We start from the raw sequence: 22,830 nt of genomic DNA on the forward strand, positions 1-22,830 counted from the left end.
CTTCGGACATCGCTGCGCAACAAGCTTTCGGTGGGCCTGAACACTCAGCTCTGAGCCGCCTTCCAGTCGCGCCTGATCTTTTTGGCGAGGCTCCATTTGTGAACCTCAGTTGGGCCATCATAGATGCGGAATGCGCGAACTTCGCGGAAGATTTGCTCGACAATTGTGGCATCGGTTACCCCGGTACCACCCATGACCTGCACACAACGATCGGCGATACGCATGAGTGCCTCAGAAACAGCAACCTTGGTCATCGAACTTTCGACCGTGCCGAGCGATCCTGTGTCGAGCACCGACGCACACCAATCAATCATCAACTGCGCCTGCTTCAGGTCGATCAGATTTTCGGCCAGCATGAAGCCGACGCCTTCATGGTCGATCAGCGGCTTGCCAAATGCCTCTCGTCGGTTGGCATAGTCTGACGCTATTTCGTGCGCTCGCTCGCAGCAGCCATGCCAGCGCATGCAGTGCGACAGGCGGGCAGGCGAAAGGCGGATTTGCGCATATTTGAAACCTTCACCGGCAACGCCGAGCATCTGGTCGGCGGGCACGCGCAGATTGTCTATGATCACGGTGGCATGTCCGCCGGGCATCGAGCTGTCGATGGTATTGGGCACATGCTCTATGCGGATCGCGGGATCGGGCAGATCGACAAGGAACATGCATGCACCCTCATCGGCTTTTGCCATGACGATGCCGACACTTGCACCTTCAGCCCCCGTGATGAATGCTTTCCTGCCGTTAATTACCCAGTGATTGCCATCGAGCTTGCAGGTCGTTTTCATCATCGACGGGTCTGAACCAGCGCCATTTTCTCCCGCCGGTTCAGTCATGAAAAAGGCCGATCGCGCCCGCCCTTCGACCAGCGGCTTGAGGAAGCGTTGCTTCATCTCCGGACTGCCAACATGGCCGATCAAGTACATATTGCCTTCGTCGGGAGCCATGGTGTTCACAGCAAGTGGTCCGAGTGGCGATAGCCCGGACTTTTGCAGCACATAGGCTGTTTCAAGCTGCGTAAGATGTGATCCGTCGGCAAGGATGTGCGGCGTCAACACTCCTGCCGCGCGCGCTTTGTCGCGCATCTCATATACCAGCTCGTCCAGCGGTGCGCCATGATGGTCGCGGCGCGTGTCCTTCTCATAAGGAATGACGACATTGCGCACGAATCGTTCAACATTCGCGCCGATTTCCAATGCCCGGTCAGATAATTTTTCAGCCACTTATGGCCCTCCACATGATGTTTTTCTGGATTTCGGTTGAGCCACCATAGATGGTCTGTGCTCGCTCGAAGAAGTAGGATTGCGGCGCGATGGCACAGGCTGGCGGCACGAGGGGAGCAATCTTGTCCCAGTCCGCTAGCGAACGGTCGGGCATTGCCGCCCGGGCGGGTCCCGCAATATCGACTGCAAGTGCTGTGATTGCCTGTGCGCATTCGGTGCAGGCAATTTTCAGGAAGGCGGCCGTCGACATCTCCATATCGGTGCCGAGGACGCGCAATATTGCGGTTTCGATGACGTCGAGTTTGGCCTCGATGCTCGCCAGCTTGTGAACAAGCGCCGCCTTTTCGCCGCTCTCATTCCATTGTGCCAGACGCGCACGCAGCCGTTCGATATCGCGCCGTTTGGCGCCGATATGGGCATAGGAAAGCCGCTCGTTCTTCAGCAGGACATTGGCATAATACCAACCCCTGCCTTCATCGCCGATGCGAAATTCGGCAGGCACGCGGACATTGTCGAACTCGACGCGGTTGAGCTCGGCCGAACCATCGATCAGCGGGATGGGGTGCACGGTAACTCCCGGCTGATCCATCGGCACGCAGATCATCGAAATGCCATCCTGCTTGCGCGCTTCTTTGGATGTACGCGCGAGGCAGAAAATCCAGTTTGCCCAATGCGCGCCGGAGGTCCAGATTTTGGCACCGTTGATGATATAGTCATCGCCGTCGCGCACCGCAGACAGCCGCAGACTGGCAAGGTCAGACCCTGATTCCGGTTCTGAATAACCCTGCGCCCAGAAGTCCCGCGATTCGAGAATGCCAGATAGCCAGCGCGCCTTTTGCTCAGGCGTACCGAAGGCGCAGACAATGGGCCCGATATAGATTACCGACATCGGGATGATCGGCGCCGCACCCGCAAGGTCGAGTTCCTGATCGAAGATATAGCGCTCGACTGCGGACCACCCGGTGCCGCCATCCTCTTTCGGCCAGCCCACGCCAAACCAGCCCTTTGCGTTCAGTGCCTGCTGCGAGAGGATCTGGTCTGCCTTCTCCAACCGTTGCCCACGCGCTATTTTTTCACGGACCGATTGAGGATAGTCCGTCGCAAAAAAATTGCGTACCTCGTCACGAAATTCGGCCAATTGTTCTGGACTGTCGGACAATGCACCTCTCCCATAGGGGCTTGAACTTTATCTAATGCTATTCGATAACTACTTTGAACCACATATCAAGGGATGACGGACAAAATGCAACTCAAGGCAGATCTTTCGGGCAAACGGGCATTGGTGACGGGTGCGTCAAGCGAAGGTTTCGGGGCACATTTTGCACGGGTGTTGGCTGCGAGCAATGCGGAAGTGGTGGTTGCCGCGCGCCGGAGGGAGCCGTTGGAAGCGCTGGTCGCTGAAATCCGGAAATCCGGCGGTTCGGCTTCAGCTGTTACCATCGACGTGTCGAACAATGCCAGTGTCGAACAGGCAATTGCAGATGCAGGACCTCTCGACATCATCGTCAACAATGCCGGGGTGGAAAAGTCGGGATCGGTCCTGGGGCTGACCGAAGACGATTACGATTATGTCATGGACATCAATCTAAAAGGCGTATGGCAGGTGGCAACAGCTGCCGCCCGGCAAATGCGTGAGCGGGGGCAGGGCGGATCAATCATTAACATTGCTTCGATAACCGGACATCAGGGCATGAAAGGTGCTGCGCCTTACAGCGTTTCGAAGGCGGGGGTGCTGCATATGACACGGCAGCTCGCGCAGGAACTGGCGCGCTATGACATCAGGGTGAACTCGATCTCGCCTGGCTATTTTGCGACCGATCTCAATCGCGAATTCCTCGCTTCGGAAGCGGGAGAAGCGATGCGCAAAAGGATCGCGATGCGCCGCTTTGGCGACTTTCCCGATCTGGACGGCGCTTTGCTGTTGCTGGCATCAGACGCGTCACGGTTCATGACCGGCAGCGACATCATCGTCGACGGCGGGCATCTGCTCTATTCGCTGTGATTTCAGGATGGGAAATAAATGGTGCTGCTTGCAGTTCCGCTCGCTCTGGTCTCTCCAGAAAATTCCCTGTTCTGCGGGAATTTACAGGGAATATGCCCATTTTTGGCCTGTTGATTTGAGCAAATAGCGCCTGAAAGCGCTGCTTTTCTGAGGTATTCGGGTGATTTTTCTGCAAAAATAACAGGGAATTCCCGAACGCATAACAGGGAATTCACCCCCTTCGAACAGCGAATTCCCTTCCCAAAAACCGGGATTTGAACCCCAACGGAACGATTTTTGGCGGGATGTGACTCCGGTATGGTGGGATATTTGATCGCTACGGTGGGATAGCCGCCACCTATCGTGGGATTTGAAACGGAAAGGCGGGATGCCCGGACCTTGCTGTGGGATCGAATGTAGCAACGGCGGGTTTGATTTTGGATGAGCGGGATAGGTTGTGCGATGAGCGGGACGGGTCCGGGGTTGCGGGCCATACGATAGCCGACGCATGGCCCGCAAAGACGGACAGAGTTATCCTCTGCACTATTGGGGCTTGGGATGGACGGATGGGGGGATTGGGTTGGTTTAATCGCCGATTTGCGACATTCGCGAGGATCGCTTTGGCTTACATGTCCGGTGTTTGATCCCAGTTTTTCTCGATCTGAAATCGGACTGCCGTTCACGATTATTTTGACGGCCAGTGTATCGACACCTACTCAGCTCAGTCATGCATTGCTTCAGCTTGCAGCGAGCGATTTAGGCGCTGTCTAAAACGCTAACTGTATGCGCTGGGCGTTTTACACCATGGCGTCCAGAATTTCTCTGATCGAAACAAATGCAAAGCATACCGAGCTATCGGCAACCCCATAGGGCAGGAACAGATCATCTGCGACACGGATAGCACCGCACGTATAAACAACATTGGGAACATAGCCCTCGCGATCTTCATCGGCTGCCGCGAGGATAGGATGGGGGGTGCGCCCCAGAACTTTTGATGGATCATTTTTGTCCAGAAGCGCGGCACCTATCGAATATTTCCGCATTGCGCCCACTCCGTGCGTTAACAGGAGCCAGCCTTCATCCAGCTCGATCGGCGAACCGCAATTTCCAATCTGCACCAGTTCCCATGGAAAGCGCGGTTCCAGTATCAATGTGCCGCCGTCCCATTCATCGATCTTGGCAGACTGCATCAAATAGAGGTTTTTGCCGTCCTGCCGCCCGACCATGGCAAATTGCCCGCTGATTTTTCTTGGAAACAATGCCATGCCCTTATTGCGCCCGGCCCCACCCTGAATGGGTGTCAGGCTGAAATCGCGGAAGTCCCTCGTGCGCAAAAGTTCGGACCGAATGCTTCGACCGCTATAGGCTGTATAGGTTCCGATCCATTCGCTTTTACCGCTGTCTCGGGTGAATTCGACCAGCCTCAAATCCTCCAGCCCGTTTCTTTGGGCTTCGGTCATCGGGAAGATAACTGTGCCTGAAATGCTGCTCTCGCGGTGCCGGTAAAGGGCTATGCTGCCCTCTGGCGTGTCGGCTTTGGGCGGGCGCATCAGCGCAGATGTGGCCAGCGAAGGTTCAGGGAACAATTTCAGCTGACGACCTGCGGATATGATACCTTCGCGAAAGGCAATGGTGGAAATATGCCCTTCGCCGACGGCGCGAAGCGAAAGCAATATACGCACACTATCCGCCTGCAGGCCAGACTGGTCGGGATGGCGCACGACGCTAGGGTTCATTAGTGCCGCTGCGGCATAGCTATATTCATGACAGAAATAGGCACCAATCAGACGGCGGGTGTTGCGCGGGAGCGTTTGCCCATCCAATCCGAGTTTGGGCATGATTTCGGCAAAGCGATCGTCAAACACCCGTTCGATCTGCCAATGGCGGTCGGCAAACTCGCTAAGCACCACCGCCAGCTCGGCGCGCACGGTGTGCGTATCAAGCTCCAATATGTCCCGAGCGAGCTTCTGGACGCGTTCCAGATCGGGTCCCGATGCCTGCCATGCGAGGTGAAATGGCCGGACGACCACGCTTGCAGGATTGCCATGCAACCGCTGGTCAAGCTGGAACAGATGCACCATCGGCTCTGTTATTCCGGCAACGACAGCAAATCGCGGATCGCACAATTTGCAAGCTGGAACGATAGAAGCGATTCTGCCCCTTCATTCAGGTTCAATCCGCGAGGGTTGATTCCATCATGGCAACTGCCGCTTGCTCGGCAGGCAACGGCAATGCCCCTATCATTCGCACCGGCAAACCATTCAAAGGCACGCGCTGCGTGGGTCAGCCAGATGGGATCCCCGGTGGCGTCGAATGCAGCAGCGGCAGCGTCAATGGCGGCCCAGATTTCGACAGGCTGCTGGTCAAACGGCTTTGGTGGTTGATAGGCATGGCCGAAGCTTTCCGACCCGATAGGACGGAAGTGGCCGTCTGGCGCGATCTGGATGTCGAACAGCCAGCACAAAGTTTCCAGTCCGCTGTTCGTCCAGTCTGATCGGTTCGATCGCAACCCGGCCCGGATCATCGCTTCGCTCAACCGGCAATTGTCGTAGGCCAATACTGGCTCAAACCAGAGCCAGACGGGGCGACGGTGGACGTCAAGCAACGCCTGCAATCGCATTGCCCCGTCATTCAAAATTCGGTCGGCCAAGCCATGCCCCGTTTCGGTCGCGAGCAAATAATCCGCCCCTAGCATCGCGAAGGCTGTTGCGCGCGGCGATGTCAGCCCAAAGGCGGATTGCGCCGTCCGGTCAAACAATCCCCGCGCCCAACGCCGCATGCCCGCACTGTTGCCTTCCAGCGCAGTCGCACCCAATGCCCATATTGTCCGGTCGCAACTGTCATGTGATCCTGCGTTTTCAAGCCATTTTCGATCAAAACCCATGAAGTTCCGGAATTCACCGCTTTCCGGATTCCATGCACTTTCGACGAAAGCTGCAAATGTCGATGCCAGACGGCTGCGATCGGGCTCTGTTTCACACCCCCACCGGTTCATCAGCATCAGCGCGCGCGCATTATCATCAACGCAGTAACCGTGTGACCGGTCGGGGACGGTGAATATGCTGTGCTGGAGAATGCCGGTGCCGTCGCAGATACGAAGTAAGCCCTCGATGCCTACCGGTCCGTGTATGTGCCGCAAGTTGCGCCGGATTTTGACGCTTTCGATGACTCTGAGCGATTGGGCGGCGAAGCTGGACCATAGCATATCGCGCCCGCGCGCATAGGCCCGTTGCTGCAGTGCAAGCCGACGGTCGGGCTCGTCGAGCAAGGAAGCGACTTCGCGGGCGATGGCATCACTATCGTTAAATGGAACCAGGATGCCATGTTCGTCGCCCAGCAATTCCAAGGCGTGGGCAAAGGGCGTCGAGATCACGGCCTTTCCCAGTGCAACGGCATAAGAAAGGGTCCCCGACGTTGCCTGGGCAGCACCCGGGTAAGCAGTAACATAAATGTCGGCCGCTTCGATCAGATCGAGCAGTTCGTCGCTTTCCAGAAACGCGTCCCGCCAAAGAATATGATCGGCAACGCCAAGTGCCTTGGCTTGTGCTTGAAGGCGTTCGCGGTAGGCCTCACCCTCGCGCGCCAACAAGTTTGGGTGGGTCGCACCTACGATGCAATAGAGTGTCCCAGGTGTTTTCTCGACAATGGCAGGCAGGGCTTCAATTACCGTTTCGATGCCTTTGCCCGATGAAAGGAGACCGAATGTCATCATGACTTGCCGGTCATCAAAACCGAATTTGCGTTTGAATTCTTGCGTGCGGCCAAAGGGCCGATCAGGCACGCCGTGCGGAATGACAACGACCTGATCGGCATCTGCGCCGTAGACAGTGTGTAGCAACCGTCCTGCGCCTTCTGACATGACAATCAGCTTGGCTGCCCGTGCGACCAGCTCCTGGATCACCCGCAATTGATCCGCATCGGGTTCGGGCAACACTGTGTGGAGGGTGACGATTAAGGGCGCTGCGACCCGTTCGAGCAGTTCTAAAATCAGATCGCCCGCTGGTCCGCCAAAAAGGCCGAATTCATGCTGAAGCCAGACAATGTCGGCGCCGCTTCGATTGATTTTGGCGGCAGCTGCCACAAAACTGTTCAGGCTGTTTTCGGTAATCGTCGATGTAACCGCTGCGTCAAACTGAAACCGGGCACCCGCAGGCTTCATCGCGTAAATGTCGATAGCAATCGCGTTTGACGCAATACCAAGGGCGGAATGAATGTCCGCAGTGAAGGTCGCAATCCCGCACCGCCGCGGTGCAAATCCCCCAATCAACGCGATGCGCGTCGTGGCGATTGTGGGTGGGCTGAGTGTTGCGGCTATATATTCCTGCTCGCAAGGTTCGATAACTGTAACATTATACACCGCATGTCCTCCGGACGTTGGAAAGGGTGCGCTCAGGCCGGGGGAGGGGTATGGCCAGAGCGCGTGGACGCAGCGAAGCCGCGTCAACTTTTCGAACCTGCTGCCGCGACCATCATCGATAGCGAAATGGTCAGATTGTTATTCGCTCCGATGGCGACGGGCCGATGGTCGCTACCCAGACAGAACCTGTGAACGCCGACATTGTTCCGCTCGCAATGTCAGGCGCTCGAATTTTTTGCGGCTAACTCGGTCAGCGCAGTTTTCACTTTGCCCGCTTCGTCGGCAAGGCGCGCTTCCTTGCGTGTGCTCATCGGATCGGATGCGCTCATGCCCTCGGCTTCGGCATTCAGTCTTCCGTCCATTTCGGAATCCCATTCGGTGAGTAAGGACTGCTTTTGATCGTCGCTCAAGCCGGGGTCGGCAAGCAGGATCTCGGGCGTGTCAAAGTGCTTGCGTGGATTGGGTACGTCGTCACCTATCGCTTGGTCTGCCGCCAATGAACCTGATGTCTGGTTTTCCCGATGCACCAGCAAGGCCAGCCCAATCGTGGCGGCGACCGTCTGTTGTTCAAAGGGCTTGGTTATCAGATAGGTCGGCTCGGGACGCTCGCCGGTCAGCAAACGTTCGGGAAAGGCGGTAATGAAAATCACCGGCACGTCCATTACGTCCAATACATCGTTTACGGCCTCGATACCGCTCGAACCGTCGGCTAGACTGATATCAGCAAGGACCAGTTCAGGCGTGGTGATTGCTGCCATTGCAATCGCTTCGCTGCGTGTACGTGCAATGCCGGTGATTTCATGCCCCAGTTCTTCGGCGATCGATTTGATGTGCAGCGCGATGATCGATTCATCCTCGATGATCATCACCTTGGCCTGCAGGCTCTTGGCGAGCGACTCCCTGGATTCCCGTATTTCGCGTTCGACCAGCTCGATACTGCTATCCAAGATGGTGACTATTTCGTCCACGCCGAAGCCTTCAATCGCATGGAGCAACAATGACTCGCGGGCATGGACTGGCAGTCTGGCGACTAGGCTGTCGGCGTCAGCGATACCGCCCATGCCTTTCCAAAGCCGGTGAAAGATGCGGTACAATTCAACGCGCGGCGGTGCGGTTTCATCGAATTCCTCTGGTGCAAGCAGCAATGCTTCGAGTGTTTCCCGAACGGCGGCGTCGCCTAAAGTTTGCGAACCGGTCAAAGCGCGCGCATAACGGCGCAAATAAGGGAGCTGTGGCCCCAATGAATCTCTCAGAGACATGTCTACTCCTTGCAGGAACCATGGTAACCACGCAGGACAAAAGATGTTCCCGCGCGCGGAACCTTTTTTTGACTCGGCAGTTTTATTCACCAACGCAGGCATCCGGAGCGAGACAGCATGGCGAAATCCCGTTCCTCGAAAGGAACAATGATGACCATTGATGACAGTGCATTTGATCCCATCGCAGCTGCGCTGAAACAAATGCACGAGGCGGTCGCCAGCGAAGAACTGCCCGATGATTTCCTGCGCATTTTGGAAGAAATAGACGCCAAGATTGCAGCCGGTAAGTCTATGCAGTGACGGCGCAGTCTCCTGCAGATGTCGAAGCCGACGTCATCTTCCGTAACCTTCTGGTTGCGCTGATCCCTTCCTTGCGGTCTTTTTCCCGTGGCCTTTGCGGCGGCCGAGACATGGCAGATGATTTGGCGCAGGACGCGATGACCCGCGCCTGGGCCGCGCGTGCAAGCTTCACGCCGGGCTCAAATTTCCGCGCATGGATGTTCATGATTCTGCGCAACCAGTTTTACACGACCGTCCGTCGGAACAGCCGAATGGTCAGCTGGGACCCCGAAATTGCTGAACGCGTTCTGGTACAAGCGCCCAGCCAGCAGGACGCCATCCATGTTGCAGACGTAGCCAAGGCGCTGCAAAAGCTTCCGCCCGAGCAGCGCGAAATCCTGTTGCTGATTGGGGCCAATGGCGTTTCCTATATCGAAGCCGCAGAGATTGTCGGCTGCGCCGTGGGTACAGTCAAAAGCCGACTAGCCAGAGGACGTAAAGCCCTGGCTACGCTGCTTGATCTCGAAAATGGCGACGCCTTGTTTGATCGGGTGACATGACCTCCGGTCGCTGGATCGAGCTCCTGAGCAATCAGGCAAAGCAGATTGCAGCGGGGAATTGCGTGTTGGACAAATGCCTTTTCGATGGGGCACCGGCAGATATTGCTGCTCTGGGCGCGGAACTGGACAATATCGCTCGCGCCATGGTCGAGCGTGATCGGGTGCAAAAACTGCTGACGCACGAAGTGCATCATCGGGTCAAGAACAGCCTGCAGATCGTCACCAGCCTGCTGAACATGCAGGTTAAAAGCTTGCAGGATCCCGCTGCCAAGAAGGCGCTGGGGCAGACCCGTGCGCGCATGGCGGCGCTCGCGCTCATTCACCGGCTGATCTACGAATTAGGTGACGAAAGTGCAAAGGGGCACATCAATGCTGCAACCCTAATTGCCGAATTGTGCAAGCAATTGAAATCGTCCTCAACTGACCAACCGGGCGTCGCGCTAGACTGCGATGCCAGCGATCTGGAGATTCCGTTCGACGATGCGGTACCGTTGGCATTGCTCACGGTAGAGGCCGTTACCAATGCCTTTGGCCATGCCTTTCCGGAACAGCGACGCGGCAAAATTGTGGTGACGTTTGCTGTCGAAGAAAAAACGGCTCGGTTAAAGGTTGTCGACAATGGTGCTGGCTTCACCCCGGCTGAACGCAAAACTGCGTCAATGGGTGGACAACTGATGGTCGCGCTTGCGCACCAGCTGGGCGGCACATTGACTATCGACAGCTCGCTCGAGAACGGAACTCACGTCGTGTTGAACTATGCGTTGCGGCACTGAAAACCCGCCCTCCGATTTACGGAAGGCGGGTTTGATTTTCGATGATTACCAGTATCAGTAAGGACGTCGCATATCCTGCCTGATGTTCAACCGATCACTCAACCGATCGAGGCGCAGCTGGATTGATGCCTCGTTGCGAATGGAAAGATTGCCATCGCGATCGTGGCGCATCGCTCTTTCACTGGTGCGGATCATCCGCAGATCGCGCAATGAGCGTTGGGACAAGGCCGCGCTGATGCTTCGCTGTGCGGCGGCTGACCGGATATAATTGTCCAACCAGGCAATCTGGGCGCGGATGTCTTGCGGCATCTGCGCATAGTCTCCGCCAATCATGCCGGGGGAAGTGTTCACCCAGCGACCCCGGCTATCATAATAGCCTGAGGTTTGCCCTACATGCCAACGTCCATTGGTGTCGTAATAGCCAGGTGTAGGGTCCGCAATCCAGCGGCCATTGGCGTCCCGGCGGCCGGTTGGGGCTCCAGCTATCCAGCGACCCCGACTGTCATATTGGCCATTGGTAGCCCCAGCAACCCAGCGTCCGCGGCTGTCATAATAACCGCTGGCGGAACCGGCATGCCATTCGCCATTTGTATCATAATAGCCATTGGCTGATGCCGGGATCCAGCGCCCCTGCTGGTCATAGGCACCGCTGTTTGAAATGTCGCCGCTCTGCGCGACCCATCTGCCATTGCTATCATAATAGCCATTTGGTGCGCCATCGACCCAGACATTGTTGCGGTCATAATAGCCCGCGGCGCGTTCGCGATTGACGCTTTGCGCGTGCCACATGCCTTGATTGTCATAATAGCCATAGGAATTGGCACGACGGTTGTCATTGTCGTCATTACCGGCTTCGGTCGCGACCCACTGGCCACGCCCATTATAATATCCAGCCGCACGACCAGCCTGCCAGCGCCCTTGATTGTCGTAATAGCCGGGCTGAGCTTCGGTCACCCAATTGCCTGCATTGTCACGATAACCAGCTGCTGTTCCGGCGATCCAGCGACCGTTGCTGTCATAATGGCCAGTCGTGGCTGCGCTAACCCAGCGACCACGTTCGTCATAATAGCCGACCGCGGTTCCGGCTATCCAGACATCGTTTCGGTCATAATAGCCATTTGCGGACGCAGGCACCCAATGGTTCTGATCGCCATAAGCGCCATTTTCGGATGCTGAGCCGGTATTGCTGATCCAGCGATTGTCACGGTCATAATAACCTGCAGGCACGCCTCGAACCCAATCGCCTTCGCGATCGAAATATCCGGTTGCTCGTTGTGAATCGATGCCGGTCGAGTGCCAGCGATTGTCGCTGTCATAATAGCCATAGGCATGAGCACAATCGCCGTCGGGCTTGGCTAGCTGATTGCCTATGATCGCCCCGGCAACAGCGCCGATGACAGTGCCGACGGTTTTGTCGCCACGACCCGCAACTGTGTTGCCAGCGAGTCCGCCTACGCCGGCGCCGGCTACTGTGGCTATAACGCGAGTTGAACGCTGCCGTTCACAGCTTTGCTGTGCTGACGCGACGGATGGGGTGAGCGTCGCTATCGCGACACTCAGGAACAATATGGACTTACGCATGGGAAAACTCCTGAAACGTGCGCATGCACATTTCCTGATGCCTAAACAATGCAAGTGACGAAATGTTCCCTCAGCGCCGTTTTAAGGCCGCGCCAAAAGCTTCTGAATGGTTTTTGACAGTTCGCCAACCTTAACCGGTTTGTTGAGCTGCATACAATTTTGCGCGGCGACTTCGCGCATCGTCTCGGTCAAAATATCCCCCGTCAAAATGATCACCGGTAGCTCAGTATTTATCATCGTCCGCAATTTGGTGGCCAATTGGAGCCCGTTCATCCCCTTCGGCAGATTATAGTCCGCCAAAACGAGATCAGGCTGCATTTTGCCGCTTTCGACAAGCTTGAGCGATGCCTTACCATCCACAGCTGTCGCGGTGATATGGCCCTCGTCGGATAGCAATTGCTCCAGCAACAGCCTGACTTCTGGATCATCTTCGACGATGAGTATATTCGCGGTCCGGAACGTGTTGGCTTTTGAACTCGCGGTAGCCGGGGCTGGGCCGTCGACGAGTTCATTCAATGGCAATTTCACTTCAACGGCAAAGGCCGAACCTTTTCCGAGAACAGATCTGACCCGGACCGGGTGACCGAGCAACTTGCCCAACCGCTGCACAATCGACAATCCCAGACCCAGTCCCCGGCTACGCTCGCGCGCGGCATTGTCGACTTGGTGATATTCATCAAAAATCGCGTGGATCTGATCGGGGGCGATACCGATGCCTGCATCAAGTATCTCTATGCTGATGCCGTCGGCCAGCCGTCGGCACCCCATCAGTATCCTGCCCCGCTCGGTATATTTGAGGGCATTTGAAAGCAGATTTCGCAGCATCTGTTCCAGCAGCCGTCTGTCGGTCTGGACGACAACGCTGCACTGGACCACTCGCAGTTCGAGTTTCTTGGCCTTCGCATGATAACTAAACTCGTCGCGCAATTGATCGAGCAAATCGCTGATTGGAAAGCGCGATATTTGTGTCGTAATCGTTCCCGCCTCGATCTGATTGATATCGAGCAGCGTGTTGATCATCCCGGTCATCGCACCCAGCGTCTCATCTAGCCGCGCTACAAGCCGTTGTGGTTTTTCTCCCTCGACCGATTTTGCGAGCAGTCCCTGCAACAAAGATAATGTCTGCAGGGGTTGGCGGAGATCGTGGCTAGCGACCGCGAGGAACCGCGATTTGGCAACCGTCGCCCTTTCTGCTGCCTTCTTGGCTTCGTCGACAATTTTGGCAGCATGCCGACGTTCGGAAATATCAGTGAAAGTGATAACGACACCTTCCACACCATTGTCGGTGCGGTAAGGCATGATCCGCCTGACAAACCAGATATCACCACCCACTTGGATTTCGCGATCGATTGGGTCTAGCGACTCCAAGACCGTCCGGGCATCTTCGAGAAGCGCTGTGTCAGAGGCCAATGAATTAAGGTCGGACAACGGCCTGCCGATGTCTGATGCTATGATGCTGAATAAGGCCCGGGTCGCGGGTGTGAAAAAACGAATGTTGAACTGCATGTCGAGGAACAGCGTCGCAACATCGGTGCTATACAGCACGTTCTGCAGGTCGTTTGATGTCGTTCGCTGCCGTTCCAGCGACTCCTGCAACTGGCTGTTCAAGGCGGTCAGTTCTTCGTTGAGGGATTGGAGCTCTTCCTTGGAAGTCAGCAGTTCTTCGTTGGTCGACTGAAACTCTTCATTGACCGACAATGCCTCCTCATTGACGGCGTGCTGCTCTTCAACCGACATTTCCAGATTGTTGATGGCGACTTGCAGCTCGGATCGCGTGACCTGCAGTTCCTTTTCCAGTTCATTTATTCGTTCAGACTCGGTTGTGACGGGGGAGGGCGCGACTTTGCTGTTGCGCATCGGTGCGTCGAGGAAGCACACTAGGCGCAGTTCTTCGCCCTCATAATCGACTGACTGCACCTCGATGTTGAATGGTGCACTATCGATCTTGCCACCCGGCTTTACCACCGAAGGGGACGCCGGGTTCACTGCCAAAAGCGCGGTACGCAAATGCGCCCGCAGCGTCGGCGCAACCATCGCCAAAAGGTCATGCGTCGGATGCCCTGCTGCGATCTGCAAATAGCGCTCAACAGGCCCTACTGTGTAAAGACACTCCTGATTTCGGTTAATCAAAACCGCAGCCGGGGCATAGCGATCAAGCACCTGTTGCTCGCAAAACTCCGCCAGCGAAGCATGTCGCTTACCAACTGAGCGTTGACCAATTCCGGGCGGCAGACGAAGCAAATTGTCCGCATTCATATGAAAGCCGACTCCAGCCAGACCAGTTCGACCCAAATGCCGGTAAATCCGCTTGTCCTTGGACAGGATTTCAAAGCGACCTTCTACATTTGCAATGGTTTCCGCATTCCCAAGCAACAGGATACCGTCATTGCGTAACGCAAAATGCAAAATTGCAATGACCTTCGCCTGTGCTTCAGGGCCCAAATAAATCAGTAGATTGCGGCACGAAACCAGATCGAGACGCGAGAAGGGCGGGTCGGACAATATATCCTGTACGGAAAATACCACCGTCGATCGCAACTCTCGCGTCACGCGATAGCCTTGCCCGTCCGCAATGAAGAAGCGCGCAAGCCTTTCAGGGGAAACATCGGCGGCAATCGTGGCGGGATAGATTCCCTCGCGGGCGAATCCCACAGCGTCGGCATCAACATCCGAGGCGAAGACTTGCAGCTTTATCCGGCTATTGAGCGCCGTAAGGACTTCACGAAAAACTATTGCAAAAGAATAGGCTTCTTCACCGGTACTGCATCCGGCAACCCAAATCCGGAGCGGCTCGTTCGCCGGATGCTTGGCGATCAGATCAGGTAAGAACGTGGTGCCAAGTGTCTCAAACACCTTGGGATCGCGGAAAAAACTGGTGACATTGATGAGTAGATCCTTGGCGAGTAGATCCCTCTCTTCGTGATCCTGCTGCAGCCTCTCCAGATAGTCGGCCATTTTTTCCGGTGAAATACTGGCAAGCAGCATGCGGCGCTCGATCCGGCGTTGCAACGTGCCTGGCTTGTAGAGCCGGAAATCATGCGGCGTCGTTGCCCGTAAAAGTTCGATAATTGCCGTTTGCGCATCGCGCTGATCTGACTGTGCGGACGGGTTGGCTGTGCGCATAGAGAGCAGACTGCCAATGGCTGCCACCGTGGCGGTTGCATCGACACATCCGGTATCGATGGCGCATTCGGGCATGCCACCATATTCGGCTTCGCTGGGGTCCTGTGCATAAACGATGCCGCCTTTGTTCTTGATGGCAGAAATACCCTCGCTGCCATCTGCACCGGTGCCTGAAAGCACGACGGCCATCGCCCGCGGCCCATAGTTTTCCGCCAGCGACTTTAGGAGAAAGTCGAATGGCAGACGCGCACCATGCTTCGACGAAGGCCGCGTAATGTGCAGCACGCCTTTACGGACTGCCAGATAAGCGCTGGGCGGAATGATATAGATATGGTTTGGATCGACACGTAGCCCCTCAGTCGCTTGCTTGATCTGAAGGCTGGTATGAGTGCCCAGCAGGTCGACCAGCAAGCTCTCATGTTTGGGATCCAGATGCTGGACAAAGATAAATGCTTTGCCGGAGGTATCGGAAATAGCCTCCAGCAATCCAGAAAAAGCTTCAAGGCCTCCTGCAGACGCTCCGACCCCGACAACTGGAAATTCAACTGGGTATTGCATGTCCGGCATAGCTGCCTTGCCTTTGCGGCATTGCCCCCGGCGGAGGCGAGACCGCGGCCTTCCGATTTTGGAAGGATACAGACTTTTACATAGACCGCCCATTTTCGTCGAAAGTCAAACTAAGGTTGGAACCTTCACCTTTGGTCCGCGTTCTCTTCTCTCCATCTGGAGAAAAGCCATGCAAAAAACGCACAACAGCTTGTCCGAAGAAATCCGGACTCAATCTGTCGAATTGCTCAATCTACATCTCGCAGCAGCCATCGACCTGCATGCCCAATTGAAGCAGGCGCACTGGAATGTTCGTGGGCCAGGTTTCATCGCCATCCACGAGCTTTTCGATAAAGTATCGGCAGAGGTTGAGGATTTCTCTGACTTGATTGCAGAACGCGCCGGCGGCTTGGGCGGCACAGCAAATGGAACCATCCAGACTGCGGCTCAGAAATCATTTCTGATACCCTATCCGCTTGGTATAGCCGACGAACTGCAGCATCTGTTCGCCGTATCCGGCGCTCTGGCGGCATTTGGCGGCTCGGTGATCGATGCGATCGAAAAATCGGCTACTATCGGCGATGCTACAACGGCAGATTTGTTCACGGAGATTTCCCGCGGCGTCGATCAGCAGCTATGGTTTGTCGAATCGCACCTCGCACCCAAAAAGGTCGAGCTCTCCAGAGGCAAATAAATGAACCCGCTTCGTATCCTGATTGCTGAAGACGAAGCGGTAATCGCTGTGCTTTTGGCCGAGGTACTCACCGATTTGGGACATGATGTATGCGCTATCGCTTCGACTGCTGACGAGACGATCGCCGCAGCGCATCAGCATCAACCCGATCTGATGATTGTCGATCCCGGATTGAGGGATAGCAGCGGAGTCGATGCGGTTTTGCAGGCCACGGCCGAGCGCGCAGTTCCGCATATTTTCATGACAGGCGATTTGGCCCGGTTGAAATCGGAAAAGCCCGAAGCGATTATTATCCAAAAGCCATTTGACGAAGCGGATCTGATTGCAGCGATCGATCGGGTGATGGCGTAGTAGCTCGGCAATCGCCGTAATGCTGCTAAACCGCAGATGTTGAAAGGCCGGGCAATACCGATTTAAATTGCCCGGCCCTTCCTTGTTGCGCATTCAGGCGTCAAAGACACCCGTTAGTGCATTCAAGCGGTAGCTTTGGATTTCTTGGCTGGTTTGGCCGCAACCAAACTTTTGACTATCGGCGTGAGCAAGGTTGAAGCAACCCCGACACCAACCCCTATCAGAGCGGCGCCGGCCATTTTTTCGTTCGCGCTGATGTTTTCATATCCATCGATCGCTGCTTTTTTGAAATGCTTCAGGCTTTTTTTGGCTGATTTCTTGGTAATCATGGTGTGTTCCTTTCAGGTTCCGGGGGACGATTATCTGCAGCTGAGGCCATTTCGACCAATCGACCGGCCGATGAGTGCGCCACCGGTACCACCCAATATGGCACCGAGTGTCTTTGATCTGCTGGGGGCTATCGATCGACCGAGCAGCCCGCCGCCGATCGCACCGATGATCAGGCCTGTCGTTCCGTCATTGCGGCGGCAATAATAGCGCGAATTTGAACCACGATAGACGCGATCATTGTTGGTAAGCCGGCGCTGCTGGTAATAGCGACCATCCCGATAATAACGCTCGGCCTGATAGCCGCCATATTTCGGGTCGTAGCGGTTATAGTCATACCGTTTATAATCCTGCCATGCAGCACGGCGTTGCTGTTTGATTTTCTGGTTGGCTTTGACGCGACGGTTGTCGTGCCCTTCGAAGCGGCGGTTATCATGTCCTTCGAAACGTCGTTCGGACAATTCACCGTCGCGGCTTCGCTCGCTCGAACCTTGCCGGTCATTGGCAAGAAGCTGGCTGCTTGGCAGGGCGACTATACCCAGCACTGCAGCGATTAGAATATTGCGCATGTCGTTCTCCTTGTGGAGTGAGAACTTGCGGGGAGATGTTTTGTGCCCTTTGCGGCGGAAACTTTTCACCGGGACTATGTGATGTGCCGTCATTTCCGCAGATAGTTTGCAAGAGAAAGGCCCGCTGAACATCAGCGAGCCCTTTTATCGTCGGCGGATGTCTGGAACAAATGTCAGCGGATTGAACCACGACGTACAAGATTGACGATACCGAGCAGGACGATTGCTCCCAGCAACGAAACGCCTAATGATTTGAAATCCAGAGCGCCCGATGTAATTGGTGCGCCGCCAAGAAATGGTGTGATTATGTAGCCAGCCAGTGCCGCACCGATGACGCCAACAACGACGTTCAGGAACAACCCCTGTTGTCCATCGGTACGCATGATGATGCTGGCAAGCCAGCCAAGCACGCCTCCGACAATAAGCATGATGATGAGATTCATTTTCTGTCTCCTGATTGATAGTCAGGTGAAACTGTCGAGGCAGTATTATGTTCCGGATAAACTTTATCGGTTGTGAGATACTGCATCACAGATTGACGAGCGCCTTGGTTCTGTTTCGTCAAAGGAATGTGGACTGCAAAAGTCTCCGTGATGCTGTTGAACGACTGAAGCACTTTTCTCGGATTTCTCTTCTCAAATGTAGCTTCCCACAATAAGCATGGCATCATTCCCCAAATGCCTAAGGTTTGCAGCCGGACAAAATCGTGCATCAGTTTTGGGAACGGCATTTTGGCCCCAAGAGAGAAATCCCAAAAATGTGGAGATACTGTCTTCCAGCGCGGTCTCTAGGCACCAGTTCCCAAAATCATTCTCCGGCAAGTCACAGAAAATACGCGATTTAATCGCATATGTGAGATGGGCTCGGGCATCGGCGTGATTTTGGGAAAATGAATGGTGCTGCTGGCGAGGATTGAACTCGCGGCCTCTCCCTTACCAAGGGAGTGCTCTACCACTGAGCTACAGCAGCGCCGGAAGAGGCGGCCCTATGCTTAGCGACGCGGCGCTTGTCAAGCCGCTTGCGCGCAAAGCTTGGCTTTGGCATCGGGAAATCATGACAAAGCCCCAGACCCCATCGCGCGAGGAACGTCTTGCAGAGGCCTTGCGCACCAATTTGCGGCGACGCAAGGCGCAGGATAGCGATGCCCTCCGCGCGAAAAAGCGCGAATCTAACTGTCCGAAATCAAAGGACTGACTTTTCCACCAAGGGCGCTTCGCCCCATCATGGTCGCTGTGGTCAGCTTGGACGTGCCAGCACGCAACTGCCCCGGCGTTAGTCCGGTGAACTGCTTCACTTCGCGCGTCAAATGTGACTGGTCATAAAAGGCCAAGCCGAGATCGCTGTTATCTAGGCTGTCGCCGTGCGCAATCCGGTTTGCCGCGCGCAGCGCACGGTATTTACGCGACAGCTTTTTGGGTGGCATGCCATAATAGCGCTTGGTCATACGTTCGAGCTGCCGGGGCGATAAGCCCGATTCGGCTATCAGGACATCAACATCCGGGTCGCTGTCGTCCACCAGCCAGCGGTCGACCATCGCGGTGAATTCAAAGGGTGCGCCGTCCAGATTGCGGTAAATCTCGGCGGCAGCGGCCTCTCCGAGCGCAAATTGCGCAGCAGGTTCGGCCAGCGCAATCAACTCCTCTCGTAAATCCATAATCGTGTCGCCAAATATGCGGCGGGCGTCGAATGCCTTGTCGATCCAGTTTTCAGCTTCGGCACCCATCAATGCTGCCCATCCCGCCGGCAGCATGCCCCAGCCGAAAATGCTGACCGGCCCGGATGCGATTGCTTCGAACGGGCGTGTGGTGGGGCCGATGACCGTCACCGGATAGGTCGGATACTCATTGCCGTCGGCAAAGCGATAGGAACCTTGACCGTATAGCATGATGCGGAACTGGGCCCGATCTGCGCGTTCAACCTCGCGCAGCGCATGGCCGCTATAGTCGAAGCGATAGAGTGAAGACACCAGCTGTTGCAGCTGCTCCGTCGGCGCTTGGTATTGGACATTGATCATTTTGCGACCGGGGCTCCCTAAGGCCGCATGATAGGCGAATACCGAATAAAAAAAAGGCCTGCCGCAAGGGCAGGCCTATCTAGGTCAAGAACTCTTGTCTTTCGACGTTGAGCCCTTCGGGTCGCAAAGACGGTATGCACCAAGAGGATGACATTTTCTTGCATGGAATCGTCATGGCCGTAATTTACATTTGACATTTTCGGCCAAAAATTAATCTACGCGCACCGTTTTGGGACGTTATTACGATTGCACCGCGCCTAGCCCGCCTGTCATAGCGGAGGCATGCTCTATTCCTTGTTACGTCCGTTGATATTCCGAATCGATGCCGAATCGGCGCACCGATTGTCGATTGCCGCTCTAGGCGTGATGCCGTCGCTGTCTTGTTACGTTGACAAAGCGCTCGCGACCAAAGTGGCCGGATTGGATTTTCCCAATCCGATAGGGCTCGCGCCAGGATATGATAAAAATGCCGAAATTGGCGCGTCAGCCTTTGGTCTAGGCTTTGGGTTTGTGGAACTGGGCACGGTAACGCCAATGCCTCAGAATGGAAACGCAAAGCCACGCTTGTTCCGACTTGTCGAGGATCGCGCGGTCATCAATCGAATGGGCTTTAACAATGATGGCATGGAAAAGGTTGCCGAGCGTCTGTCCCGCATGGATATTTCCCGGCTCCCGGGCCGCATCGGCATAAATATCGGAGCGAACAAAGACAGCGCCGATCGCATATCCGACTATGTGGTCGCACTGCGTCGGCTGGGGCCGCTTGCCGACTATGTTACGGTCAACATCAGTTCCCCGAATACGCCGGGCTTGCGCGCGCTGCAGGACAAGGCGGCATTGGACGATTTGCTCAGCAAAGTGGTGGAGGCTGCCCCTCATGGAAAGCCGGTTTTCCTGAAGGTAGCTCCTGATCTAAAGCCTGCCGATGTGACCGACATTTGCCAGTCGGTTTCAAAATATGGCATCGCCGCGCTCATTGTCAGTAACACGACGATAAGCCGTCCGCCGCTTAAGTCGCGCTACCGAGATGAGAGCGGTGGGCTTTCTGGTGCGCCGCTGCGTGATTTGGCGCATCAGCGGTTGATCGACTTCCGCCGCGCGAGCGGGGGCAAAATCCCGCTTATCGGGGTAGGCGGGATTGCATCTGCAGAGGATGCTTATGTCCGAATCCGCGCAGGGGCTTCGCTGGTGCAGCTTTACAGCGCGCTGGTTTATGAAGGGCCGACCCTTGCCGACAAGATAAACCGCGGGCTTGCGCGATTGCTGAAGCGCGATGGATTTACCTCAGTCTCTGATGCTGTCGGTGTCGATGTTCCTGTGTGCTAGGTTCGTGCGGAACAATTCGGCCAAGTGACAATCGCATTGCGCCGCTGACGACTTTGGCTAGAGGTAGTTGGATGAAGAGAATTCTGTTGTCGCTTGCCGCCTTTGCTGCACTATCCGCTTCGCCTTCGTCCACTTTGGCCAAGGCGACCGATCCCAGCCCAGCAATCGCCACTTCTGCCGATCCGCGGGCCACTGCAGCCGGAGCTGAAATTCTGGCGAAAGGTGGCTCTGCGGCGGATGCTGCGATGGCGATGATGCTCGCCCTGACTGTCGTCGAACCGCAATCGAGCGGAATCGGTGGCGGCGGTTTCCTGGTGCATTATGACGCCAAATCCTCGACGATCAGCACGATTAATGGCCGCGAAACTGCGCCTGCTGCGGCGACTCCCCAACGCTTTACCGATGCCGATGGCAAACCGCTGCCTTTCTTGCAGGCATTTCCAGGCGGCAAGTCTGTGGGCGTTCCCGGCAACATCCGATTGATGGCAGAGGCGCACCGCAAATGGGGTAAGCTCAAATGGGCAGATATATTCAAGCCTGCGATCCGGCTTGCCGAGAAAGGCTTTGTCGTGAACCAGACGCTCGAATCGCGTCTGGCAATGATCGAGCGTTTGTGGCCGAAATTTGAGACGGCGAAGTCCATCTACTGGATTGATGGTAAACCTGCCAAGGCGGGTAAGACGCTGCGCAATCCCGAACTGGCAAAGACCCTGAAGCTGATTGCGAAAAAGGGCCCTGATGCATTTTACACCGGCGCGTTAGCCAACAGCATCGTCGATAGCGTCACCAAGAGTCCCGTCGCGCCGGGCGATATGACGCTCGCCGATCTTGCCGCCTACAAGGCAGTTGAGCAAAATGCCGTCTGCGCCCCGTATCGGGTGTATGTGGTGTGTGGTATGGCGCCACCCTCCTCGGGCGCGACCACAGTGGTGCAAATCCTCGGCTCGCTTGAGCGCTTCGACATGAAGGCTATGGGCAAGGATGACCCGAAGAGCTGGTATCTGATCGGGCAGGCGATGCAGCTCGCTTATGCAGACCGCGAAAAATATCTTGGCGACGCATCGTTCGTCCAGGTTCCGGTCGCTGGCCTGATCGACAAAGCCTATCTGGCTGAGCGTTCCGCGCTCATCGATCCAGCCAAGGCGCGTACTGATTATCCGGCGGGCAGCCCCCCTGGGGCGATGCCGCGCACGGCGGCCATTTCGGGCGAAGTCGCGGGAACGACCCACTTTTCCGCCGTCGACGGCAAAGGCAGCATTGCCAACATGACCTCAACCATCGAAGGACCGTTTGGCAGCCAGTTGATTGCAGGCGGCTTTTTCCTGAACAATGAACTGACCGACTTCACATTTGCGCCCGAAAAGGATGGCGCGCCGGTTGCCAATCGGGTCGAGGGCGGAAAGCGGCCTTTGTCATCAATGGCTCCGACTGTCGTTTTTGATCGCGACGGAAAGCCGGTGCTGGCGCTTGGCTCTGCAGGTGGCAAGCGCATCATCATGCACGTCACCAAAACGCTGATTGGCGTCATCGATTTCGGCCTTCCACTGAAAGATGCGATTGCGTTGCCCAATATCTATTTTGGCGGCGGATCTTTGTTGGTGGAGGAGAACACCGCTTTGGCCAACGCGCTCGATATGATTGCGTCTTATGGACAGCAGGTGCAGCCTGCTGATCTGGGATCGAAGGTCAATGGCGTCCAGCTTGTCGACGGTAAATGGACGGGTGCCGCAGATCCGCGCAGCGAAGGTACGGCGGTTGCGGTTGATGCCAAAGGAAAGCAAATATTGGTCGATGGCGACAAAGCGAAAGATGCAGCACCCGCCGCCAGCGTAGGCTGACCGAGTCTTGCCTAGTGCAATCGGCAGCGCTA

21 protein-coding genes, 1 tRNA gene and 1 pseudogene are annotated in these 22,830 nt (G+C 55.9%); 9 read left to right on the forward strand and 14 right to left on the reverse strand.

Features of this window, described 5'->3' with window-relative positions; translation table 11 throughout:
- Nucleotides 1-44 precede the first annotated feature (44 nt).
- Both DXH95_RS01360 and DXH95_RS01365 read right to left on the reverse strand, forming a co-directional pair.
- Nucleotides 45-1,220 carry an acyl-CoA dehydrogenase family protein gene (locus DXH95_RS01360; RefSeq protein WP_239016505.1) on the reverse strand — a complete coding sequence of 392 codons (1,176 nt, stop codon included), beginning with the start codon at nt 1,218-1,220 and terminating at the stop codon, nt 45-47.
- On the reverse strand, nt 1,213-2,379 hold the full coding sequence (locus DXH95_RS01365; RefSeq protein ID WP_115547678.1) for an acyl-CoA dehydrogenase family protein: 1,167 nt from the start codon (nt 2,377-2,379) through the stop codon (nt 1,213-1,215). The genes DXH95_RS01360 and DXH95_RS01365 overlap by 8 nt, the downstream gene beginning before the upstream one ends.
- A 72-nt stretch (nt 2,380-2,451) precedes the next feature.
- Here DXH95_RS01365 and DXH95_RS01370 point away from each other — a divergent pair, with 72 nt between their 5' ends.
- Nucleotides 2,452-3,222: an SDR family NAD(P)-dependent oxidoreductase gene (locus tag DXH95_RS01370; protein WP_239016506.1), complete on the forward strand. Its 771-nt coding sequence runs from the start codon at nt 2,452-2,454 to the stop codon at nt 3,220-3,222.
- 2 nt (nt 3,223-3,224) lie between these two features.
- Here the strand turns inward: DXH95_RS01370 and DXH95_RS15985 are convergent, their stop codons facing one another.
- The 4 genes and pseudogenes from DXH95_RS15985 to DXH95_RS01385 all read right to left on the reverse strand — a co-directional run.
- Nucleotides 3,225-3,695, reverse strand: a complete 471-nt coding sequence (locus DXH95_RS15985; RefSeq protein ID WP_147291660.1) for a hypothetical protein — start codon at nt 3,693-3,695, stop codon at nt 3,225-3,227.
- A 303-nt stretch (nt 3,696-3,998) separates the two neighbouring features.
- Nucleotides 3,999-5,282, reverse strand: coding sequence for a glycoside hydrolase family 130 protein (locus DXH95_RS01375; protein WP_115547679.1), 1,284 nt, complete (start codon nt 5,280-5,282; stop codon nt 3,999-4,001).
- Nucleotides 5,283-5,290: 8 nt separating this feature from the next.
- Nucleotides 5,291-7,558: a glycosyltransferase family 4 protein gene (locus DXH95_RS01380; protein WP_239016507.1), complete on the reverse strand. Its 2,268-nt coding sequence runs from the start codon at nt 7,556-7,558 to the stop codon at nt 5,291-5,293.
- A gap of 503 nt (nt 7,559-8,061) precedes the next feature.
- Nucleotides 8,062-8,817 (reverse strand): annotated as a pseudogene (locus tag DXH95_RS01385) (response regulator); the annotation flags it as partial.
- 147 nt (nt 8,818-8,964) lie between these two features.
- Here DXH95_RS01385 and DXH95_RS16045 point away from each other — a divergent pair.
- From DXH95_RS16045 to DXH95_RS01395, 3 genes are read left to right on the forward strand one after another with little or no spacing between them, the layout of a single operon-like run.
- Nucleotides 8,965-9,117, forward strand: a complete 153-nt coding sequence (locus tag DXH95_RS16045; protein WP_181883531.1) for a NepR family anti-sigma factor — start codon at nt 8,965-8,967, stop codon at nt 9,115-9,117.
- Nucleotides 9,114-9,656: a sigma-70 family RNA polymerase sigma factor gene (locus DXH95_RS01390; RefSeq protein WP_115547681.1), complete on the forward strand. Its 543-nt coding sequence runs from the start codon at nt 9,114-9,116 to the stop codon at nt 9,654-9,656. Before DXH95_RS16045 ends, DXH95_RS01390 begins: the two co-directional genes overlap by 4 nt.
- On the forward strand, nt 9,653-10,429 hold the full coding sequence (locus tag DXH95_RS01395; RefSeq protein WP_115547682.1) for a sensor histidine kinase: 777 nt from the start codon (nt 9,653-9,655) through the stop codon (nt 10,427-10,429). Before DXH95_RS01390 ends, DXH95_RS01395 begins: the two co-directional genes overlap by 4 nt.
- 54 nt (nt 10,430-10,483) lie before the next feature.
- Here DXH95_RS01395 and DXH95_RS01400 read toward each other — a convergent pair whose 3' ends face one another.
- Together DXH95_RS01400 and DXH95_RS01405 are read right to left on the reverse strand one after the other, a co-directional pair.
- Entirely contained in the window at nt 10,484-12,010 is a 1,527-nt protein-coding gene (locus DXH95_RS01400; protein WP_115547683.1) for a glycine zipper 2TM domain-containing protein, read from the reverse strand.
- Nucleotides 12,011-12,091: 81 nt separating this feature from the next.
- Nucleotides 12,092-15,700, reverse strand: a complete 3,609-nt coding sequence (locus DXH95_RS01405; protein WP_115547684.1) for a chemotaxis protein CheB — start codon at nt 15,698-15,700, stop codon at nt 12,092-12,094.
- A 169-nt stretch (nt 15,701-15,869) separates the two neighbouring features.
- On the opposite strand from DXH95_RS01405, the gene dps reads away from it, so the two are divergent.
- Both dps and DXH95_RS01415 read left to right on the forward strand, forming a co-directional pair.
- The gene (gene dps / locus DXH95_RS01410) at nt 15,870-16,373 is read left to right on the forward strand and encodes a DNA starvation/stationary phase protection protein Dps (protein WP_115547685.1); all 504 of its coding nucleotides are present in this window, start codon (nt 15,870-15,872) and stop codon (nt 16,371-16,373) included.
- Nucleotides 16,374-16,724, forward strand: a complete 351-nt coding sequence (locus tag DXH95_RS01415) for a response regulator (protein WP_115547686.1) — start codon at nt 16,374-16,376, stop codon at nt 16,722-16,724.
- 122 nt (nt 16,725-16,846) lie between these two features.
- On the opposite strand, the gene DXH95_RS01420 is transcribed toward DXH95_RS01415, so the two are convergent.
- From DXH95_RS01420 to DXH95_RS01440, 5 genes are all read right to left on the reverse strand, one after another.
- On the reverse strand, nt 16,847-17,053 hold the full coding sequence (locus tag DXH95_RS01420) for a hypothetical protein (protein WP_115547687.1): 207 nt from the start codon (nt 17,051-17,053) through the stop codon (nt 16,847-16,849).
- A gap of 30 nt (nt 17,054-17,083) precedes the next feature.
- Nucleotides 17,084-17,620, reverse strand: coding sequence for a glycine zipper 2TM domain-containing protein (locus tag DXH95_RS01425; RefSeq protein ID WP_115549334.1), 537 nt, complete (start codon nt 17,618-17,620; stop codon nt 17,084-17,086).
- 173 nt (nt 17,621-17,793) lie between these two features.
- A complete protein-coding gene (locus DXH95_RS01430) occupies nt 17,794-18,063 on the reverse strand; it encodes a GlsB/YeaQ/YmgE family stress response membrane protein (RefSeq protein ID WP_115547688.1) in 270 nt (89 codons plus the stop codon).
- Nucleotides 18,060-18,332: a hypothetical protein gene (locus tag DXH95_RS01435; protein WP_147291661.1), complete on the reverse strand. Its 273-nt coding sequence runs from the start codon at nt 18,330-18,332 to the stop codon at nt 18,060-18,062. Before DXH95_RS01435 ends, DXH95_RS01430 begins: the two co-directional genes overlap by 4 nt.
- A gap of 182 nt (nt 18,333-18,514) precedes the next feature.
- Nucleotides 18,515-18,589 (reverse strand) — tRNA-Thr (locus tag DXH95_RS01440).
- Nucleotides 18,590-18,673: 84 nt separating this feature from the next.
- On the opposite strand from DXH95_RS01440, the gene DXH95_RS16050 reads away from it, so the two are divergent.
- Nucleotides 18,674-18,814 carry a hypothetical protein gene (locus DXH95_RS16050; RefSeq protein ID WP_181883532.1) on the forward strand — a complete coding sequence of 47 codons (141 nt, stop codon included), beginning with the start codon at nt 18,674-18,676 and terminating at the stop codon, nt 18,812-18,814.
- Here DXH95_RS16050 and DXH95_RS01450 read toward each other — a convergent pair.
- Entirely contained in the window at nt 18,789-19,634 is an 846-nt protein-coding gene (locus DXH95_RS01450) for an AraC family transcriptional regulator (protein ID WP_115547691.1), read from the reverse strand. The two genes, DXH95_RS16050 and DXH95_RS01450, sit on opposite strands and share 26 nt — an antisense overlap.
- Nucleotides 19,635-19,916: 282 nt before the next feature.
- Between DXH95_RS01450 and DXH95_RS01455 the strand changes: the two genes are divergently transcribed.
- Nucleotides 19,917-20,960 (forward strand): quinone-dependent dihydroorotate dehydrogenase, encoded by a 1,044-nt coding sequence (locus DXH95_RS01455; RefSeq protein WP_115547692.1) that lies wholly within the window; start codon nt 19,917-19,919, stop codon nt 20,958-20,960.
- 71 nt (nt 20,961-21,031) lie between these two features.
- Complete coding sequence (ggt, locus tag DXH95_RS01460; protein WP_115547693.1) at nt 21,032-22,798, forward strand: gamma-glutamyltransferase; 1,767 nt, start codon at nt 21,032-21,034, stop codon at nt 22,796-22,798.
- The last annotated feature ends 32 nt before the right edge of the window (nt 22,799-22,830 follow it).

The sequence above is a fragment of the Sphingorhabdus pulchriflava genome, from assembly GCF_003367235.1.
Classification (GTDB): domain Bacteria; phylum Pseudomonadota; class Alphaproteobacteria; order Sphingomonadales; family Sphingomonadaceae; genus Sphingorhabdus_B; species Sphingorhabdus_B pulchriflava.

Bases quoted from the DNA above. Each gene is read 5' to 3' on its own strand.
- DXH95_RS01370 (WP_239016506.1), top strand. From the start codon at position 2,452: ATGACGGACAAAATGCAACTCAAGGCAGATCTTTCGGGCAAACGGGCA.
- DXH95_RS15985 (WP_147291660.1), bottom strand. From the start codon at position 3,695: ATGGCCCGCAACCCCGGACCCGTCCCGCTCATCGCACAACCTATCCCG.
- DXH95_RS01375 (WP_115547679.1), bottom strand. From the start codon at position 5,282: ATGGTGCATCTGTTCCAGCTTGACCAGCGGTTGCATGGCAATCCTGCA.
- DXH95_RS16045 (WP_181883531.1), top strand. From the start codon at position 8,965: ATGATGACCATTGATGACAGTGCATTTGATCCCATCGCAGCTGCGCTG.
- DXH95_RS01395 (WP_115547682.1), top strand. From the start codon at position 9,653: ATGACCTCCGGTCGCTGGATCGAGCTCCTGAGCAATCAGGCAAAGCAG.
- DXH95_RS01400 (WP_115547683.1), bottom strand. From the start codon at position 12,010: ATGCGTAAGTCCATATTGTTCCTGAGTGTCGCGATAGCGACGCTCACC.
- DXH95_RS01405 (WP_115547684.1), bottom strand. From the start codon at position 15,700: ATGCCGGACATGCAATACCCAGTTGAATTTCCAGTTGTCGGGGTCGGA.
- dps (WP_115547685.1), top strand. From the start codon at position 15,870: ATGCAAAAAACGCACAACAGCTTGTCCGAAGAAATCCGGACTCAATCT.
- DXH95_RS01415 (WP_115547686.1), top strand. From the start codon at position 16,374: ATGAACCCGCTTCGTATCCTGATTGCTGAAGACGAAGCGGTAATCGCT.
- DXH95_RS01420 (WP_115547687.1), bottom strand. From the start codon at position 17,053: ATGATTACCAAGAAATCAGCCAAAAAAAGCCTGAAGCATTTCAAAAAA.
- DXH95_RS01425 (WP_115549334.1), bottom strand. From the start codon at position 17,620: ATGCGCAATATTCTAATCGCTGCAGTGCTGGGTATAGTCGCCCTGCCA.
- DXH95_RS01430 (WP_115547688.1), bottom strand. From the start codon at position 18,063: ATGAATCTCATCATCATGCTTATTGTCGGAGGCGTGCTTGGCTGGCTT.
- DXH95_RS01435 (WP_147291661.1), bottom strand. From the start codon at position 18,332: ATGCACGATTTTGTCCGGCTGCAAACCTTAGGCATTTGGGGAATGATG.
- DXH95_RS16050 (WP_181883532.1), top strand. From the start codon at position 18,674: ATGACAAAGCCCCAGACCCCATCGCGCGAGGAACGTCTTGCAGAGGCC.
- DXH95_RS01450 (WP_115547691.1), bottom strand. From the start codon at position 19,634: ATGATCAATGTCCAATACCAAGCGCCGACGGAGCAGCTGCAACAGCTG.
- DXH95_RS01455 (WP_115547692.1), top strand. From the start codon at position 19,917: ATGCTCTATTCCTTGTTACGTCCGTTGATATTCCGAATCGATGCCGAA.
- ggt (WP_115547693.1), top strand. From the start codon at position 21,032: ATGAAGAGAATTCTGTTGTCGCTTGCCGCCTTTGCTGCACTATCCGCT.